This is a genomic window from Polynucleobacter sp. AP-Latsch-80-C2 (assembly GCF_018882185.1).
Taxonomy (GTDB): domain Bacteria; phylum Pseudomonadota; class Gammaproteobacteria; order Burkholderiales; family Burkholderiaceae; genus Polynucleobacter.
Genome location: NZ_JACVOY010000001.1, coordinates 313,623 through 331,469, shown reverse-complemented (window position 1 = coordinate 331,469; position 17,847 = coordinate 313,623). Strand labels below are relative to the sequence as shown.

Genomic DNA, 17,847 nt, shown 5'->3' with positions numbered 1-17,847 from the left:
AATTCAATTATTAGAGGGAGACCATGCCGGGGTTATTAGAAATACCCTTAATGATGGGCTCATTGAGCTTCACGGCTTTCACGACTTTCACATCACGTAAGTGACGCTCCATCACATCCCATATCGCCTCGCCGCCGGCGTTCTTCGCTTCTTCACTTACTGGCGCCCAACCTGCCACCTTATAAGTTTTGCTAGCTTCGATTGGTTTACCGTTCAGGCGCATGTCTGTAATTCGCTTGCCGGTAGTTTGAACAGGATCAATGGCGTATTGCATACCGCCTACGCGCACCATATCTCCACCCTGTTGATAGTACGGATCGGGATTAAATAAATTGTCTGCAACGTCTTCCAAAATCGTTTTAATCGTCTCACCCGTCATATTGGTGACGGTAGTGTATGGATAGGTAATCGCCGTTTGGTCCAAAAGATTTTCTCGCGTTATGGGCTGTCCAGGCAACAAGCTAGTGCCCCAGCGGAAACCGGGCGAGAAAGCGATCTCAGCATTCTTTTGCGCCATCAAACCATCGAGAATCAATTGATCGAAGCTGCCATTAAAGTTACCTCGTCGATATAACAAGCCTTCGGTAGTGGCGAGCTTCTCATTGAGCTTAGCTTCATAAGGAGCCCTCACTTTTGAAATCAACTTACTCATTGCAGGATCAGCAGGAATCAAATTAGAGAAGATCGGGAAAAGTTTGTAGCGGAAATCAACCGCCTTGCCGCCCTTCACATCAAAATCTAGGACGCCTAGAAATTTACTGTTAGAACCCGCATTCGTCACTAGAGTGATACCGCCGGCATTTTTAACCTTGACCGGAATAGGCACGCCATCATGTGTATGCCCACCCAGAATTGCATCCAAACCATGCACTCGGGAAGCCATCTTTAAATCCACATCCATACCGTTGTGTGACAAGAGCACTACAACCTTTGCACCCTTAGATCTCACCTCATCAATCGTCTTTTGCATATTCTCCTCTTGAATACCAAAAGTCCAATCCGGTGTGAAGTAACGTGGATTTGCAATCGGCGTATACGGGAATGCTTGTCCAATAATAGCCACCTGAATGCCGTTCTGCACCTTCATGACATAGGGATTAAATACCTGGTCGCCAAAGTCAGAAGTTTTAATATTTTGCGCAATGAATGACACCTTCCCCTTGAAATCGCCATTCACAATTTCCATGACGCGCTTCTCCCCAAGCGTCATCTCCCAGTGAGGCGTCATCACATCAACACCCAATGCCAGTGCGGCGTCGACCATATCCTGGCCATTCGTCCATAAGGCAGTGCCGGAGCCCTGCCAAGTGTCACCACCATCAAGCAATAGGGCACCAGGGCGATTTGCCTTCATCTGTTTAATTAACGTTGCCATATGGGCAAAGCCGCCCATCTTGCCGTAGTTCTGGGCAGCAGCCACGTAATCCAAATAAGTAAATGCGTGAGCATCACGAGTACCCGCTGCAATGCCATTAGCCTTTAAGAAATATTCGCCCACCAAGTGTGGCGTCTTGCCTTCTTGCGTGCCGATACCGATATTAACGTTGGGCTCACGGAAATAAATCGGTAACAACTGTGCGTGGCAGTCGGTGAAGTGCAAAAAGTGGACATTACCAAATTTTGGTAAGTCATAAAACTTCTGCGCAGTGCTCTGTGCATTTACAAAGTTTGATTGCAAACTCATTCCACCTGCCGATGCAATAGCCAAGGCCTGCAGAAAATCGCGACGACTTAAAGACATAACATTCCCCTTATGAAAACAGGCCTGTCGGCCTGTTCTTTAGTGCTTTATTGATTAACAGGCGATGCAGGATCCAGCAGTAAGGCCATCACATCCTGAATCTGCTGCTCATTTAAGAGTTTGAAGTGGGCAAATCTAGGCATATTGCTACAAGCGTTATAAGCCTTCGAGTTATTGACTCGATTCCAGGTATAGGTGACCACTTCATTGGTATAGCCGCGAAGCTTGCCATAATTCCATAGGGTTGGCCCAATCGTTCCATAAGAAATTTCTTTCTTATCGATTTGGTGACAGTTGTAACAACCGCCGCCAATAGGTGTCGCTGCAGTGTCGGTCCAAGTTGCGCCACGACCGCTTTGCGCAATCGCCTCACCTTTTTTCCAATCGCCAATGTACTTACCATCTGAAGGCTGCTTGATGCTATCCATATTCATCTTCTGAATCTTCTCGCGCATTTTTTCGCCCTGCTTGCTACTCGCAAATACAGGATCAGAGCAGAACTTCTGCGTTTCATCTTGATCGATACGATCTAAGCCTGCAATACCATCAGCCCTAAAGCCATCCTTCATCATCTTATTGAATTTAGGATCATTTTTTTGCTGAGCTAATGCAGAGTTTTGCAGTGCGATTAATGCGAAGCCTAATGCGCTAATGGCCAAGAGGGATTTCATGTTCTTCATATTCATATTCTCTGTCTCTGATCTGTTAGCGCTTTAAGCCAGGCGTTTCTACTGTGCCGCCATTGGCATTCTTTGACATATACATTGATAAAGCTACAGTTAAATCAGAGCCATAAATTGGGAATGGAAAGCGCTGTTGACGATAGCAATCATTTAAACGCTGCTGCATGGTCCAAAACTGCCCACTAGATACGCGATACGCTGGCCAATAACCCCAGCCTAAAGCTGCACCTTTTTGGGTGGTGATATTAGGCAAATCTTGCAAACGAATGCGCTTGCCATCTTCGCCATGACAAGAAGCGCATGAGAAGTCCATTGGACCCCCTTGAAAAAAGAATGCGCGCTTACCAAGCTCATACATTTCTTTTTCTTTTGGATGATTTGTGCTGACATTGATTTTGTCACCCTTTGACAAGGTCACTACGTAGGCAACAATCGCCTCCATATCCTTCTTTGGACCTTTTTGAAATGGTGCATCTATCATCTCTTGTGGATCGCGACCTTGTAGCTTTTGCATACAAGTCATTAAACGCGACTCCAGGTCTTGAACCCTATTGGTATCTTTAAAGTAACGCGGCAATTGTGCTGCTGCACCCTTGACCACTCCAGGCCCCAAACCTAAGTCACACTTTTCAAGAGTAGCGTTTTTGGGTCCTGCAGGTTTTTTCCAAAGCTCTTCACCTGCAGCCTCGTATAGCTCCGAAGGATTACCATCTGCAATCATCTCGCGATACTTTGCGATATCGTCAGTGGCGCTTTGCGCAAAAGACAATGATGACATCGACAACAAGGTTGTCAATACTCCTGAGGCTAAGCCCAAGGTTAATTTACGCTGCATTTTTTACCCTTTCAGAACCATGGAGGCGGTGAAGATCAATCGCATTAAGAAGCAGTTGCTTCATCGGTGCGCTTGTCACCTTTGCTATCAACCCAGCTCACAACAATCTTGTCGCCCTTAGCGCCCTTGTATTTGAAGTTCAAGAATGGGTCCTTAGATACTGCTGGACCAAATTGACCATTCAATACATCTTTACCATTTGCTTTGACGTTCAGAGTAGTGATATGCCACGCAGGAATTGTTTTACCAGCAGCATCTTTACGCTGACCAGATTCCATATCGTGCTTCATCAAAATCTTTACATCCACAATTCCACCATTCTCAGCAGCTCTAACGCGCATTGGATCAGCCATGTTTTCCTCTTGTAATCTAGTATTTAATTAATAGTATGTTTTTAGTCGTCGTCAATTAACCGCCGCAACCACCTAAAGTAACTTTCACTTCCTTAACAGCCATACTCCACTTGCCATCTGCTTTTACTAAGGCGTATACATTGGAGGTTTGACCCATCTTGATACGTGTTGTAACGAATGGCTCAGTACCGGCAGGAATAAAGAATTGGGCAGCCAATGCACTTGGGTTTTTCTCAACCAAAATAGCCATTTGCTCTGCTTTAAGGGTAGTAACAATGCCAACTGGAACCACGGCACCATTTTCTGCAATATCAGGGGCATTTAAAGTAACAGCTCCAGATTTATCAGGGCTGCTAGCACCTAAGATTTTGAATACGTCGTCTAGGCTCTTACCTTCGAAGGCGGCTTTGTTCCACTCTTGAGCTTGGGCCACGCTAATGAGACCCGCAGAAGCCATCAAGCCAAATACGGCTGAATATTTCAATAAACTGCGTCGCTGCTGATTCATAAAAACTCCTTTATTAATCTACTCTTACTATCAAATATAGTGGTATTTCCAAAAAGCTTCCTAAAAACTACTGTCCTGTTAAAACCCATCGCACGAGGGTTGCTCTATCCTCATCCGATAATTGAGATTGTGGAGGCATGGGAATGGCTCCCCATACGCCAGAACCGCCGTTTTTAACCTTTGCCATTAGCTTATCCTGTGCTCCACTTTGACCTTTATATTTCTCTGCAATATCTGCAAGGGACGGCCCTACTAACTTGGCATTAGGGGCATGACAAGCTGAGCAGTTCTCATTTTTAAATAGGGCTGCAGGCCCTTTAGTTGTCGCTGCATGTGTATCAGCAGCATGAGCTAAGCCTTCTCCAGTTGAGCCAGGCAGTTTCTCCAAAGGCGGCTTAGTGGAATCGGAACCGCGATACGGACCGTAGAGACGATTTTGCTCTGCAATATTTCCGTGGGCATTTCTTGCAAAATCTGGCAAGGTAGAGCCAATTTGCACAAACTTAACGCAGTTGTTCATACAGGCTGTTGAATTAACATCAGGCTTACCATTCACACTCCAAAAGCCATGATTTCGAGTCATGCCATTACGGTTAGGCATCTTCTTTTGAACTTCAGCAATATTGGCATCACTCAACACAAAATCATCCGGAACGATCTCACCTAAGCTCAAGATAAAAGCAACTAGTGCATAGGTGTCATCTGGTGTTAGCGATCTTGGTGCATTCCAAGGCATTGCACGATAGATATAGTCCCACAAAGTAGAAACCGTCGGCACCTTCATTAGGGTTGTGCGCTGAGGCTGCTTACGATCAGCCAACGACGCTACCCTACCCGTCTTCACATCATCTGCTGTAGTACCACCTGCAATTGGCGTAAAGATTTCGTTGGACTCGCCAAATACGCCATGACAACTAGCGCATTTAGATTCCCAGATAGCTTGACCCTTCTCAACTGAGCCCGATCCTTTTGGTAATCCCTTGAAATCTGGGCGGACATCAATATCCCAAGCAAGTACTTCAGCCGGTGTCGCATTACGACCTATGCCGGGAAACTTGACAGAGTTCTGTGAAGATTGTGCAAAGGCAATCCCAGAAACACATACCGCAAGACTGAACAGTCCTAAACGAGCAATCACTTTAGCCGACTTGTACATTGCTCACCTCGCCGTTTGAATCTAATTTCCAAGACTGAATTGCATTGTTATGATAGATGGAGCGATTTCCTCGAACATCGCGCAGCATCTTGATGGAGGGCTGGACATATCCAGTGTCATCTATTGCCCTGGACTGCAAAATCGCTGGTGCACCATCCCATACCCAATCAATATTGAAACGGGTGATTGACTTTGTCAGAACCGGTGTCTCCAAGCGCGCAGTGCGCCAGTTATTACCACCATCAAACGAGACATCCACACGGTTAATTTTGCCGCGGCCAGACCAAGCCATACCGCTCACGTTATAAAAACCTTTATCCAATAATTGCTGACCGCCCGATGGCGTAGTAATGACGGATTTGCACTCTTGAATAGATGCATATTGACGATGCATTCCATCTGGCATCAGTTCGATATAGTGAACTGCCTCATCTTTTGCATTCCATGGCATATCACCTACCTCGAGGCGACGCAGCCACTTCACCCAGCTCACCCCTTGCACACCAGGCACTACTAAGCGTAATGGGAAGCCATTTTCTGGGCGTAACATTTCGCCATTCATACTCCAGGCAACAATCGTATCGTCTAAGCAGCTTTCCAAATTAATTGTCCGCGTCATGCCAGATCCATCGCCACCTTCAGCTAGCAAGAACTTGCCTTTTTTCAGATCGGCACCGCACTCTTCTAGCAATACTTTTAGAGGTACGCCAGTAAACTCACAACAAGACAGCATACCGTGGGTATATTGCACCGTTGGCACAGCAACGTTACCCCACTCTAGACCGGTATTAGCACCACACTCGATGAAATGCGTACGCGAGACTGAAGGTAGCCTCATCAAATCACTCATCGTAAAAACACGAGCGTTCTTCACCATGCCATTCACCATTAAGCGATGGGTTTCTGGGTTTAGGTTGTACCAACCTTGGTGATGACGTTCAAAATGCAAACCGTTTGGAGTAATCGTTCCAAATAAACCCTGTAAAGGCGTGAAGGCAACTGAAGCTGCTGATACACGAGTTAAGCCCGGTGATTCACGGCGAATCAAATTGGATTCATAAATTGATGGCACGCCATATGGCATCGTGGCAACGTTTTTACCTAGCGTAGTCTGCCACTCTTGTTTTTCTAGGATTGCTGGATCACCTTCACCAGCAGCAAATGCCATTGGCGCAGATAAGCTTGCAGCTGCTCCACCGATAGCAGATAAAAAGCCTTTGCGCAAAAAGCCCCGGCGATTTTCATCCAGACCATTGGCATTAATATCCGCAATCAAATCCTGGGAAACGAAGTGCTCAGGCGCTTTTACTAAGCGCGCTCTATTTGTGGGCTTCTCAACAAAAGAGATGTCCTGGGCGCTCAATTCAATTTGCTTCTTAGTCATTTGATCTCTACTTAACAAGTTAAATTTTTCAACACTTAGTGCAAGCTTTCTGCAATCTTCGCGCAGACTGTTTGACACATCTCTACGGTTGCATTATCTGCAATAGAGTAATAAACCGTTACACCCTCTTTACGCCTGAGTAATATGCCTGACTTGTGAAGTGCAGCGAGTTGACGCGAGACATTAGCCTGGCTGGAGCCACAAAGCTCAACAACTTCTGACACTGTTTTTTCACCACTACAAACTGCATACATAATGCGCAGACGGGAAGGCTCAGAAAGTACGCTGAAATATTCAGCTACTTTTGCGAAGACTTTTTCCATCTGTTTTGGAGATAAATTTTTGGTGGATTTTTGAACTCGTGTTTTCATAAATGGCTATTTATTTGCTTATATGCGTATATAAGCATATTTAAACCCAGTAACGAATCGACTTATATAGTGAGATACCCTGAGTACATCTGACGATACAATCCATTGATGGATATAGAAGCCATTCTTCTCTCTTTAAAGCTAGCCTTGTGGACGCTTGCCTTAATCCTGCCTTTTGGCATCTGGGTAGCCCATTCCCTGCAGAAATTAGGCAAAAGTAGGCCCTGGATTGAAGCTGCCCTCGCACTTCCACTGGTACTGCCGCCAACGGTATTGGGCTACTACCTTTTAATTGGGTTGAGCGGCAAAAGTATCTTGGGCACACCATTAGTCTTTTCTTTTACAGGCATTCTGATTGCTTCGCTGATCGTCAACCTTCCTTTTGCAATTCAGCCAATTCAGCGTGCTTTTGAATCTATTAACCCAGATATACGAGAAGCCGCTCAAGTCAGTGGTTTATCTAATTGGCAAATCTTCCGCTTAATTGAACTTCCATTAGCTTGGCGCGGAATTACTAGCGCCGCTGTTTTGACATTTGCACATACCTTGGGTGAGTTTGGAGTCATCCTCATGGTTGGCGGCGCAATTCCTGGAGAAACCAAAACCGTTTCGATTGCCATATACGACAAGGTGCAAAGTTTTGATGCCTCAGGAGCTGGGGCCTTATCCCTGTGTTTACTAGCTGTCTCGCTTATAGCAATCGCCCTTTCCTATGGCGTCTTTGGCCGCTCACCCCTGCATCAACGAAATCGGAGGACTTGATGCTTAAGGTAAAAGTCATCCAAGCTACACCAAGCCCCCTGCAAATCAATATGGAATGTGGGCCCGGCGAATTACATGCCCTAGTTGGACCTTCTGGCAGTGGAAAAACCTCCGTCCTTCGGACCATTGCCGGATTAAGTCACCCACACTCCGGAAGAATTGAATGCGATAAGGAACTTTGGTTTGAAGGTGATGAACTTCATGGCGCTACCAAGACTCTTGCGCCATCCGCACGTTCTTGTGGTTTTCTGTTTCAGCAATATGCCCTATTCCCACACCTATCCGCCTTGGAGAATGTCTGTATTCCTTTGCAAAATTCTGGCCAAAACATCGCTGAGCGCAAAAAAATTGCTCAAGACTGGTTAATGCGCATGGGGATTGCAGAACTTTCGCAGCGAATGCCACATCAACTCTCGGGTGGACAGCAACAACGCGTTGCATTAGCTAGGGCTTTAGCAAGACAGCCAAAGGTGTTGCTGCTAGATGAACCTTTTTCTGCGATTGATGCGCCAACTCGCCAAAGTCTTTATAAAACCCTGGCTGATCTGCGCAAGGATTTAAATATACCCATCGTGATGGTTACTCATGACTTGCATGAGGCTGACTTGTTAGCTGATCGAATTACCGTCATTGACCAAGGCATTGGATTACAGACTGCAGCGCCACAAGTATTATTCCAAAAACCAAGAAACTCGCGTGTTGCAGAGTTGGTCGGCATCAATAATATGTTTGAGGGTATTTTTAATGCGGGCAAACTGAGTTGGAACGCTTGCGCACTTCAATTCAACGTAATCGATAAAGGAAAGATTCCGCCTAATACCCCGGTTGCATGGGTAATCCCGGCTGATGGCTTAAGCCTGCATGCACAGCAAAGCAGTTCGAGCATTCCTGCAACCGTAATCCAAATAAGTACATTAGGACAAATAGCCGTTATTCAAATGACTCTGAATGATGGAGCTCATGTTATTACTTGGCAAGCATCTGCCGCTGAAATTAAGCGACTTGCTTTAGAGCTTGGCGGAGTTACTCAAATTGAAATCGATAGCACCAAGATTCACATCATGCCCTTAAGGCCAATCAATGACCCTAGACGATTTGTTGAGCAGTAATTATGAGTATTAAGAGAGGTGCAACCCCAGACAGCTAAGTATGCACCCTTCCCGGATTAATTCAAAGGAACACCAATTAAAGGACGGTCTTCTAGAGTCCAAAGGTATAGGGATCCGTCATACAACTTCGTAGACTTATTACCCGCTAGTTCTGACATCACGAACCAACCGCCTGCAGCCAAGTGACCTGTATTGCAATAACTAATTGTTGGAGCTTTGGTGCTTAAGCCATTAGCAGACATCAACGCATCATAGGTAATCTTTTGCCAAAAATACAGGGCGCCATTAGTAGGTTTAGCCAATAATTCAGGTGCAAGGGCTTTAGATCCTGCAATATGACCAAAGGTTTGCACATCCGGGCGCTTAGTAAGGCCCAAGTATTGCGCTGGCTGACGAGCATCTAACAATTGTGGCTTGCCACTTTTGGAGGCTGCTGCAACCTCATCAGAACTTGCGATGAGCTCTTGACGAAAAGCTTTAGCCGCCCAGTTACCAGAGGATTTTTGAGTTGTTGCCGTAGTGTATTCACGACCTTCGCCTAACTATCCTGCGATACCGCCATCCAATACTGCAACACTATCTTCACCATAAACCTTAAACTGCCAGTACATCCTCAGTGCTTCATCGATATCCGACATATCTTGGCCAATCGGAACTAGAACTATAGGTTTATCCGAGTTAACTCCCAGTGTTTGGACTAATTTTTCAAAATCAGCTTTCTCCGGAATGAGTAACTTAATCCTCTTGCCATCCACTAAACGTTCTACGCGTACTTTCTTAAAATCTAGGAGGCTTGAATTGGGGATATGCCCACCAACTTCAACTAAAAATTTCTTCCCTGTTTTTTTGTCTGTATCAAATACTGGATTACGTACATAACTCGCCAAGTCAGTTCTAACCTCAATAACCTGTACTTCATTCATATTGGTAGCAAGCCAATCAGCACTAACAACCGGTCCAGGTAATGTCGCCGCATGGACAAGACCAACTAGCGCAGTCAATACAAGGGCTATACCCCATTGAATCTTTTTCATAGCCATCCTAAAAAATATATCGAAATTATGGTTTTTGCGCAACCAGACCAAGCAAAGCAGACATACCAGTGTGTCGCGCACCCTCTGATAGCTCTTTTTCATAGATGGTGAGATCGCGAATATCAAGGCCTTTTGCTAGCTGTCGAATCAGTTCCTCGGTATAGAGATGCTCTATTAACGAGGGGCCACCTGTTTTGTATTCAAGCTGCTTAGGGGTGTAGCCCTGCAGGATAAATATACCGCCAGGTTTTAGGGCCTCATAAGTCTTCTGAAAAATTCTCTCACGCATTGCTGGATCTGCAAACTGAATAAAGATCCCAATCACTGCGTCATACGTATTGGCATGCCACGCAAAGCTATCGGTGTCAGAGAAGGAGTATTCGACTTCTACCTGATTTTCTTTAGCAAACTGCTTAGCTTTAGCTAGCGCAATATCAGATGCATCAAAGCCGATAACTTGCATTCCTTGCTTAGCCAGCCAAACACCATTACGCCCTTCACCATCGGCAATGCAAAGAACTTTTTGACCGGGCTTTAAATACTGTTGAGTTTTCTCGACTAGATACTCATTGGGCTCTTTGCCAAAGATGAATTCTGCGTTATCAAAGCGTTCGTTCCAGAACTGAGTAGCATCTTCAAAACTCATGGCTTACCTTCTTATTTAATCTTGCTTATTTCTTCAACCCGCCAATGAGATCACTCTTCAGGTCGTTAATATTTTCAAGGCCAACCGCAATTCTTACCAAACCATCGGTAATTCCAGCCGCCTTACGCGCCTCTGGACTAACTCGGCAGTGCGTTGTAGTTGCTGGATTGGTGATAGTGGTGCGGGTATCACCAAGATTTGCCGTAATCGAGCAAAGCTTGGTCTGATTAATGAGTTTGAAGGCTGCTTTCTTACCACCCTTTAATACAAAAGACAGAATAGCGCCGCCCTCTTTTTGTTGGCGTTTTGCCAAGGCATGCTGGGGATGCGATTTTAGGCCCGGATGGTATACACGCTCGACACCTGGCTGCTTCTCCAGCCATTGTGCCAATGCAAGTGCATTCTGACTTTGCTGTTTCATGCGCAGCTCTAACGTTTCTAGACCCTTCAGAAAGACCCAGGCGTTGAAGGCAGAAAGCGTTGGTCCTGCAGTGCGCACGTAAGGAAATACTTTACCCATCACAAAATCTTTACTGCCCACAATTGCGCCGCCCACAACTCTACCCTGACCATCTAGGTATTTGGTAGCTGAATGAATCACTACATCGGCACCAAGAGCCAAAGGCTTTTGCAATGCAGGCGTACAGAAGCAGTTATCGACTGCAAAGAGTGCGCCTGCCTTTTTAGCAATCTTCGAAATCGCTCTAATGTCCGCAATTTCGGTTAAAGGATTCGATGGCGTTTCTAAGTAAAACAGTTTGGTATTTGGCTGAACAGCAGCTTGCCATGACTTGGTATCTGACAAGTCAACATACGTTGTTGTAATGCCAAAACGACCCAAGATATTGGAAAACAATTGAATCGTTGCGCCAAAGACCGAGCGCGAACAAACGACATGATCACCAGACTGCAAATGCGCCATTGCCATCGTTAAGATGGCAGACATACCCGATGCAGTAGCGATACAGGACTCGCCACCCTCCAGAGCAGCCAAGCGATCTTGGAACATGCTGACGGTGGGATTGGTAAAGCGTGAATAAATAAAGCCTTGATCAGCATGAGCAAAACCATCTTCGGCCAACTCAGCACTATCAAAGCAAAAACTCGATGTCAGAAATAAAGCTTCTGAATGCTCTTGGTATTCGCTCGTACGGCGAGTGCCAGCACGAACTGCCAGCGTCTCTGGGGCAAGTTTTGAAAAATCGGGTTTTTTACGGGTGGTTTTGCTCTTCATACTGCTATTTTGACATTGAAACGCGGATTTGCCTTCGCAAAGGCAAATTCTTGTCGTTTTTAGTCTTCAGTAGCCAAATGAAGATGCAGTTGAGAGCGGGCAAAATCACTGGAATCCCGCTGACGGTCTGCCTTTGCATCAGAAGTATTTCTTGCGGCCTCCAAAGCATCAAGATAAGACTCAGTGATGTCGCCGGTAACATAAAAACCATCAAAACAAGAAGCTTCAAAGTTCTGAATATCTGGATTGATATCGCGAACCGCCTGCTTCATATCTTCAACATCTTGGTAGATCAGTTGATCCGCGCCAATCATCTTATTAATCTCTTCATCGGTACGGCCATACGCAACTAACTCGCTACGGGTAGGCATATCAATGCCATACACATTTGGGAAGCGCACTGGAGGTGCAGCAGAGGCAAAGATCACTTTCTTGGCACCGGACTCACGAGCCATTTGCACAATCTCAAATGAGGTAGTGCCACGAACAATCGAGTCGTCCACAATTAATACAGTCTTGTCTTTGAATTCAATACGCATTGCATTGAGCTTTTGGCGTACCGACTTCTTACGTACTGCTTGCCCAGGCATGATGAATGTTCTACCGATATAACGGTTCTTAAAGAAGCCTTCGCGGTAATCCACCCCTAAACGCTTCGCAACCTGCATTGCTGCTGGACGGCTTGAGTCCGGAATTGGCATCACGACATCAATCTCAGAAACATTGGTTTCTTTGCGGATCTTCTCCGCAAGATAGTCACCCATACGCATCCGAACGTTATAGACGGTAACGCCATCAATCGTTGAATCTGGACGAGCCATGTAGACGTACTCAAAAATACAAGGTGTCAGAACCGCATTAGGCACGCATTGACGTGAATAGAAGTTACCATCCAAGTCAATATAAATTGCTTCGCCAGGATTCACGTCACGGACAAAGGTAAAGCCCAGACCTTCTAGAGCAACTGATTCTGAGGCAATCATCCATTCTGGACCTTTTGCTGTATCAATGCGGCCAATACACAAAGGACGAATGCCATACTGATCGCGAAATGCCAATAAGCCATAGCCTGCAATTAAAGAAACCACAGCATAAGAACCTTTAACGCGTTGCGTAACGGCAGTAACGGCATTAAACATTGCGCCTTCATCCAAGGCTGCGCTATTGGTTTCTTTTTGCAACTCATCCGCAAGGACGTTCAACAATACTTCTGTGTCAGAGCTGGTATTGATGTGACGACGATCACGGTAAGCCATTTCAACGCGCAGACTAGGCGCATTTGTGAGGTTACCGTTATGGGCCAAGATAATTCCGTAGGGAGCGCTGACGTAAAAAGGTTGGGCTTCTTCTTCGCTGCTAGCCGAACCAGCGGTTGGATATCGCACCTGTCCAATACCGGCACTACCGACTAAGCTACGCATATTGCGAGTTCTAAATACGTCTCGCACTAAGCCATTGGCTTTATGCATGGTGAATGAGTTGCCGTTCATCGTGGCAATACCTGCAGCATCCTGTCCGCGATGTTGCAAGAGCAACAAAGCATCATAAAGGAGCTGATTAACTGGGGAGTGGGAAACTGTTCCTACAACGCCGCACATATTTCTAGATCCCTATCGTTAATTTAGGAGTGATGGTTGGAGTCACTTTAGGCATTGCATCACCCAATTGTTTTGCCCAATCTGCAGGCAACCAACTTTTAATTAATCCTGTGGCCATATCAATGGCAGGCCGCGTAATGGCTTTTTGCCAAGCCACACTCTGAGGAATAGGGGTTAATGCCGCTAAGGTAGCCAAGACAACCACAATCAAAGCGCCGCGCATTAAACCAAATACCAAACCCAAGAATCGATCGGTCAAACTCAAACCTGCGGATAGGATAATTTTTTGAATGACTCCACCAAATAATCCACAAGCGATCAGAGTCAAAATAAATAGAATTAAAAAGCTAATGCCCAAGCTGAATAGCTCGTCGAGATGGAGGGTTGACAACCACTCGGTCGATAAATAATTGCTGTAGTGATATGCCACCCAGGCAGCGACAAACCAAGAAGCTAGCGCAAGCACCTCTTTAAATAGTCCACGTGAAATACCAATCAATGCAGACACCAGCAAGACCACAAGGGTGAAATAATCCACCGTTGTAAATTTTAGGGTGGATATGTATTCCATTACTGTTTACCAGTCTCGACAAGTCTTGGTGAGAGACCCATCGCCTTGATTTTTTTCTCTGCTGCTTCAGCTGCATCTTTATCGGTGTAGGGTCCGGCACGCAAAATATATAACTTAGCACCGTCGGTTCCGTTCTTATTCAGAACGTAGTTCGGAATCTTTTGCTCTTTGAGTTTTGCTATCCAACCTTTAGCGCGCTCCTCAGATGCAAAGGCGCCGATCTGAATCACAAATTTTCCTGAGCCCGTTGTTGCTGACTTTGGCACGGCTTCTTCAGGCTTCGGTTTTGCAGGTGCACTCACTACCTCCTCACCAGCTGCAAGACCTAGTCCAGATGATTTTGCTGGTGCTGGAGCTACTGGCTTAGTTTCTGCCTTAGCTTCTACTTTTGTTTCTGCTTTTACCTCAGGCTTCACTTCAGCCTTAGGCTCAGATGCTGCCTCTTTGATCGCTTTATCCACAGTAGCGTCAACTTTAGGCTTATCAATAGATTTAGTTTCTGCTGACGGGGCGGGCAAACTGGTAACGATATTGACAGCAATATCGTTTGTTACTGACTTAGGCTTGTTATCCAAAATTCGAGGTAGACCTACAACGGCGATCAGAACCAATACAGCCGCACCAATTAAACGATGGCGCGCACGTTGCTGTTCTGGATCTTCAGTTAAGGCGAGCTCTTCCGCTTCGGCGGCGCTCTGAAAACTACGAGGAGAAGGATTCTTGGTGGTGCGACGACCCCTGACTGAACCTAGATCAAGGTCATCAGCCTGTGTTTTTCGCTTAAAAAGCTTCGGTAAACGAATCATGGATCAATGCGCCTGGTTGTTTCGATAAGCCATTACGCCTGCAACGGTATAGAAGGATCCGAAGGTCACAATTCTATCACTCTCACCAGCCTGAGATAGCGCTTTTTGATACGCTGCAGCAGGATCCGGAAAGCACTCAATTCCGCCATCTGCCCCATTTTTAGGCTTCACGCCCAATACCTCAAGCTTCTTGGCCAAGTCCTGAGCGCTAGCTGCCCTTGTAGTAGGTAAATCGGTGCAGAACCAAAAATCCACAATTCCCAACAAGGGCTTGATGACCCCTTCGATGTCCTTATCCGCCATGGCACCAAAAATAGCGTAGGTATAGGGGTGATAACCCATTCTTTCCAAGCCCTGCCCCAGGGTTGCAGCTGCATGAGGGTTATGGGCAACATCCAATACCACTGTAGGCTGGCCAGGGAGCACCTGGAATCGACCGGGAAGTTCAACCAAGGCAAATCCATTACGAATATCTTGGGCGCTCACAGGCAGACGCTGGTGCAGCGCCATTAGGGCAGCGATCACCGCTGAGGCATTCAGAATCTGATTGGCGCCCCGTAATGCGGGATATCCCAGACCGCTAAATCGTTTTTGGCGCCCTGCCCAACCCCATTGCTGTTTATCACCCTGGAAGTTGTAATCACGGCCTTGCAGCCATAAGTCACAACCCAATTTTTCAGCACAGTCAATCAAGGACTGCGGGGGAACGGGATCACCGCAAATGGCAATATGTCCTGGTCTAAAAATGCCGGCTTTTTCTAAACCAATAGCCTCTCTAGTACCACCCAAATAATCAGCATGATCAATATCAATGCTGGTCATAATTGCGCAATCAGCATCCACAATATTGACTGCGTCCAAGCGGCCGCCCATACCCACCTCTAAAACAACAGCATCCAAGTTCGAGGTGGCAAATAAATGCATGATTGCCAAGGTGGTGAATTCAAAATAAGTCAGTGTTGGCGCATCGACTAAGCTCACGCGCGCTTTTTCGACCGCAGCAAAATGCTCCAATAAAAGATTGTCACCAACGTCTGCGCCATTGATGCGTGCACGCTCATTAAATTTGAGTAAATGGGGCGACATATGACACCCCACGCGATAACCAGACGCTAATAAAATACTTTCAAGATAAGCGCAAGTAGAGCCTTTACCATTAGTGCCTGCAACCGTTATCACTGGGCAATCAAAATGGAGGTCGAGAGCCGCCTTCACACGGTTAATCCGCTCCAGCCCCATATCGATACCAACGGGATGAGCGGTCTCGAGGTGGCTCAGCCAAGCCTCCAGGCTAGAAAATAATTCGGGGGATTGATGTGCGGTAGTCAAGCGCTTAAACAGCTGCGCTACCCGCGATCGCAGGCTCAGGAAGCTGTTGCAACAAAGCAAGCAAACGCGCTATCTCACCGCGCATATGGCGACGATCAACAATCATGTCAATCCCACCCTTTTGCATCAAAAATTCTGAGCGCTGAAATCCTTCAGGCAATTTTTCACGAACTGTTTGCTCGATCACGCGTGGTCCTGCAAACCCGATCAAGGCTTTTGGTTCAGCCATCACCACATCACCCATGAAGGCAAAGCTGGCAGAAATACCGCCCATCGTTGGATCAGTCAGAACGCTAATGTAAGGCAAGCCTTTCTTAGACAAGAGCGTCAACATCGAGTTGGTCTTTGCCATTTGAAACAAAGAGAGCAATGACTCTTGCATACGTGCACCACCAGTAGCGGTAACGCAAATAAAAGCACATTTTTTATGAATCGCCTCCTGTACACCGCGAGCGAAACGCTCACCCACTACAGAGCCCATAGACCCGCCCATATATTGAAACTCAAAGCAAGCAGCGACTACTGGAATGCCTTCTACTTTTCCACCCATGGCAATCAAGGCTTCTGTCTCACCAGAGGCATCGTTTGCCTCTTTAATACGATCAGAATATTTTTTAGAGTCTTTGAATTTCAGAGGATCAATTGGATAAATATCAGCACCAATTTCATAGCGGCCTTTTTCATCTAAAAGACTATCCAAACGCTGGCGTGCGCCAATGCGCATGTGGTGACTGCATTTTGGACAAACGGAAAGATTCGCTTCTAAGTCAGTGCTGTAGAGAACTGTCGCACAATCTGGGCACTTTACCCACAATCCCTCAGGAACCGACTTGCGATTAACAGGATCGGTATGTTGAATTTGGGGTGGGAGTAACTTATCTATCCAGCTCATGCGTATTTAACTGTCCAAAGCGTCGCGAATTTCACGAATAAAGGTTTCCAGTGATTGTACTGCTTGACCTGGGGGCGCATCCTCTAAAAGACGAATAATTCGACTACCAATCACCACGGCATCCGCGCTGGCAGACACCGCTTTAGCACTAGCCGCATCGCTTATACCGAAGCCTACGGCGATCGGAATATCCGTCTCTTCACGAATTTTGGGGATGATACTGGCCACATCTTGAGTATTGAGATGGGAGGCTCCTGTCACACCGCGCATAGACACGTAATAGATATAACCAGAAGCTATTTTGGCAGCCGCTTTAATACGATCATGTGATGAAGTTGGCGCCAATAAGAAAATAGGATCTATTCCTGCAATCCGCATCCGCGCCGCAAAATCAACGCACTCTTCTGGTGGATAGTCCACAATCAAAACACCATCAACACCCGCAGCTTTTGCCTCAGTGGCAAAACGCTCTGCCCCCATTTGTTCAACAGGATTTGCATAGCCCATCAACACTACTGGGGTATCAGCATCTTTTTTGCGAAACTCTTTCACCATCTCCAAGCAGCCATGCAAAGTAACGCCTTGGGTCAATGCACGCTCAGAAGATCTTTGAATGACAGGACCATCAGCCATTGGATCAGAAAAGGGCACACCTAACTCAATCACGCTAGATCCACCACGCACTAAGGCATGCATTAAATCCACAGTGAGTTTTGGATCAGGATCGCCAGCAGTAATAAAAGGGATGAGCCCCTTCTTGCCATTGGCTTTTAACTCTTTAAAGAGCGCGGTAATTTTTGACATAAATGTTTCTTATTCTTCTCTTCTTTTTTTT

At 46.2% G+C, this 17,847-nt stretch carries 20 protein-coding genes; 2 read left to right on the top strand and 18 right to left on the bottom strand.

Annotation, left to right across the window (positions count from 1 at the left end; genetic code table 11):
* Positions 1-10: 10 nt before the first annotated feature.
* The 8 genes from soxB to ICN47_RS01625 form a co-directional block, all read right to left on the bottom strand.
* Positions 11-1,741, bottom strand: a complete 1,731-nt coding sequence (soxB, locus tag ICN47_RS01660) for a thiosulfohydrolase SoxB (protein WP_216218169.1) — start codon at positions 1,739-1,741, stop codon at positions 11-13.
* A gap of 47 nt (positions 1,742-1,788) precedes the next feature.
* Positions 1,789-2,427, bottom strand: coding sequence for a sulfur oxidation c-type cytochrome SoxX (soxX, locus tag ICN47_RS01655; RefSeq protein WP_216218168.1), 639 nt, complete (start codon positions 2,425-2,427; stop codon positions 1,789-1,791).
* 19 nt (positions 2,428-2,446) lie between these two features.
* The gene (soxA, locus tag ICN47_RS01650) at positions 2,447-3,259 is read right to left on the bottom strand and encodes a sulfur oxidation c-type cytochrome SoxA (RefSeq protein WP_216218167.1); all 813 of its coding nucleotides are present in this window, start codon (positions 3,257-3,259) and stop codon (positions 2,447-2,449) included.
* Positions 3,260-3,303: 44 nt separating this feature from the next.
* On the bottom strand, positions 3,304-3,612 hold the full coding sequence (gene soxZ, locus ICN47_RS01645) for a thiosulfate oxidation carrier complex protein SoxZ (RefSeq protein WP_216218166.1): 309 nt from the start codon (positions 3,610-3,612) through the stop codon (positions 3,304-3,306).
* Positions 3,613-3,667: 55 nt separating this feature from the next.
* On the bottom strand, positions 3,668-4,120 hold the full coding sequence (gene soxY / locus ICN47_RS01640) for a thiosulfate oxidation carrier protein SoxY (protein WP_216218165.1): 453 nt from the start codon (positions 4,118-4,120) through the stop codon (positions 3,668-3,670).
* A gap of 67 nt (positions 4,121-4,187) precedes the next feature.
* Entirely contained in the window at positions 4,188-5,276 is a 1,089-nt protein-coding gene (locus ICN47_RS01635) for a c-type cytochrome (RefSeq protein WP_216218164.1), read from the bottom strand.
* On the bottom strand, positions 5,260-6,660 hold the full coding sequence (gene soxC, locus ICN47_RS01630; protein WP_216218163.1) for a sulfite dehydrogenase: 1,401 nt from the start codon (positions 6,658-6,660) through the stop codon (positions 5,260-5,262). Before soxC ends, ICN47_RS01635 begins: the two co-directional genes overlap by 17 nt.
* 35 nt (positions 6,661-6,695) lie before the next feature.
* Positions 6,696-7,031, bottom strand: coding sequence for a helix-turn-helix transcriptional regulator (locus ICN47_RS01625; protein ID WP_216218162.1), 336 nt, complete (start codon positions 7,029-7,031; stop codon positions 6,696-6,698).
* 108 nt (positions 7,032-7,139) lie between these two features.
* Here ICN47_RS01625 and modB point away from each other — a divergent pair, with 108 nt between their 5' ends.
* Positions 7,140-7,793 carry a molybdate ABC transporter permease subunit gene (modB, locus tag ICN47_RS01620; protein WP_216218161.1) on the top strand — a complete coding sequence of 218 codons (654 nt, stop codon included), beginning with the start codon at positions 7,140-7,142 and terminating at the stop codon, positions 7,791-7,793.
* Positions 7,793-8,902, top strand: coding sequence for an ABC transporter ATP-binding protein (locus ICN47_RS01615; protein ID WP_216218160.1), 1,110 nt, complete (start codon positions 7,793-7,795; stop codon positions 8,900-8,902). Before modB ends, ICN47_RS01615 begins: the two co-directional genes overlap by 1 nt.
* A gap of 56 nt (positions 8,903-8,958) precedes the next feature.
* Here the strand turns inward: ICN47_RS01615 and ICN47_RS01610 are convergent, their stop codons facing one another.
* From ICN47_RS01610 to trpA, 10 genes are all read right to left on the bottom strand, one after another.
* Positions 8,959-9,360, bottom strand: coding sequence for a sulfurtransferase (locus tag ICN47_RS01610; RefSeq protein ID WP_370626243.1), 402 nt, complete (start codon positions 9,358-9,360; stop codon positions 8,959-8,961).
* A gap of 84 nt (positions 9,361-9,444) precedes the next feature.
* Positions 9,445-9,936: a rhodanese-like domain-containing protein gene (locus tag ICN47_RS01605; protein WP_216218158.1), complete on the bottom strand. Its 492-nt coding sequence runs from the start codon at positions 9,934-9,936 to the stop codon at positions 9,445-9,447.
* Positions 9,937-9,961: 25 nt separating this feature from the next.
* On the bottom strand, positions 9,962-10,582 hold the full coding sequence (locus ICN47_RS01600; protein WP_216218157.1) for a class I SAM-dependent methyltransferase: 621 nt from the start codon (positions 10,580-10,582) through the stop codon (positions 9,962-9,964).
* A gap of 25 nt (positions 10,583-10,607) precedes the next feature.
* Positions 10,608-11,816, bottom strand: a complete 1,209-nt coding sequence (locus ICN47_RS01595) for an O-succinylhomoserine sulfhydrylase (RefSeq protein WP_216218156.1) — start codon at positions 11,814-11,816, stop codon at positions 10,608-10,610.
* A gap of 59 nt (positions 11,817-11,875) precedes the next feature.
* Positions 11,876-13,414, bottom strand: coding sequence for an amidophosphoribosyltransferase (gene purF, locus ICN47_RS01590; protein ID WP_216218155.1), 1,539 nt, complete (start codon positions 13,412-13,414; stop codon positions 11,876-11,878).
* A gap of 4 nt (positions 13,415-13,418) precedes the next feature.
* Positions 13,419-13,985 carry a CvpA family protein gene (locus ICN47_RS01585; RefSeq protein WP_216218154.1) on the bottom strand — a complete coding sequence of 189 codons (567 nt, stop codon included), beginning with the start codon at positions 13,983-13,985 and terminating at the stop codon, positions 13,419-13,421.
* Positions 13,985-14,791 carry an SPOR domain-containing protein gene (locus tag ICN47_RS01580; protein ID WP_216218153.1) on the bottom strand — a complete coding sequence of 269 codons (807 nt, stop codon included), beginning with the start codon at positions 14,789-14,791 and terminating at the stop codon, positions 13,985-13,987. The genes ICN47_RS01585 and ICN47_RS01580 overlap by 1 nt, the downstream gene beginning before the upstream one ends.
* 3 nt (positions 14,792-14,794) lie before the next feature.
* Entirely contained in the window at positions 14,795-16,120 is a 1,326-nt protein-coding gene (folC, locus tag ICN47_RS01575) for a bifunctional tetrahydrofolate synthase/dihydrofolate synthase (RefSeq protein WP_216218152.1), read from the bottom strand.
* 4 nt (positions 16,121-16,124) lie between these two features.
* Entirely contained in the window at positions 16,125-17,012 is an 888-nt protein-coding gene (gene accD, locus ICN47_RS01570) for an acetyl-CoA carboxylase, carboxyltransferase subunit beta (RefSeq protein ID WP_216218151.1), read from the bottom strand.
* A gap of 6 nt (positions 17,013-17,018) precedes the next feature.
* Positions 17,019-17,816 (bottom strand): tryptophan synthase subunit alpha, encoded by a 798-nt coding sequence (gene trpA / locus ICN47_RS01565; protein WP_216218150.1) that lies wholly within the window; start codon positions 17,814-17,816, stop codon positions 17,019-17,021.
* Positions 17,817-17,847: the final 31 nt, after the last annotated feature.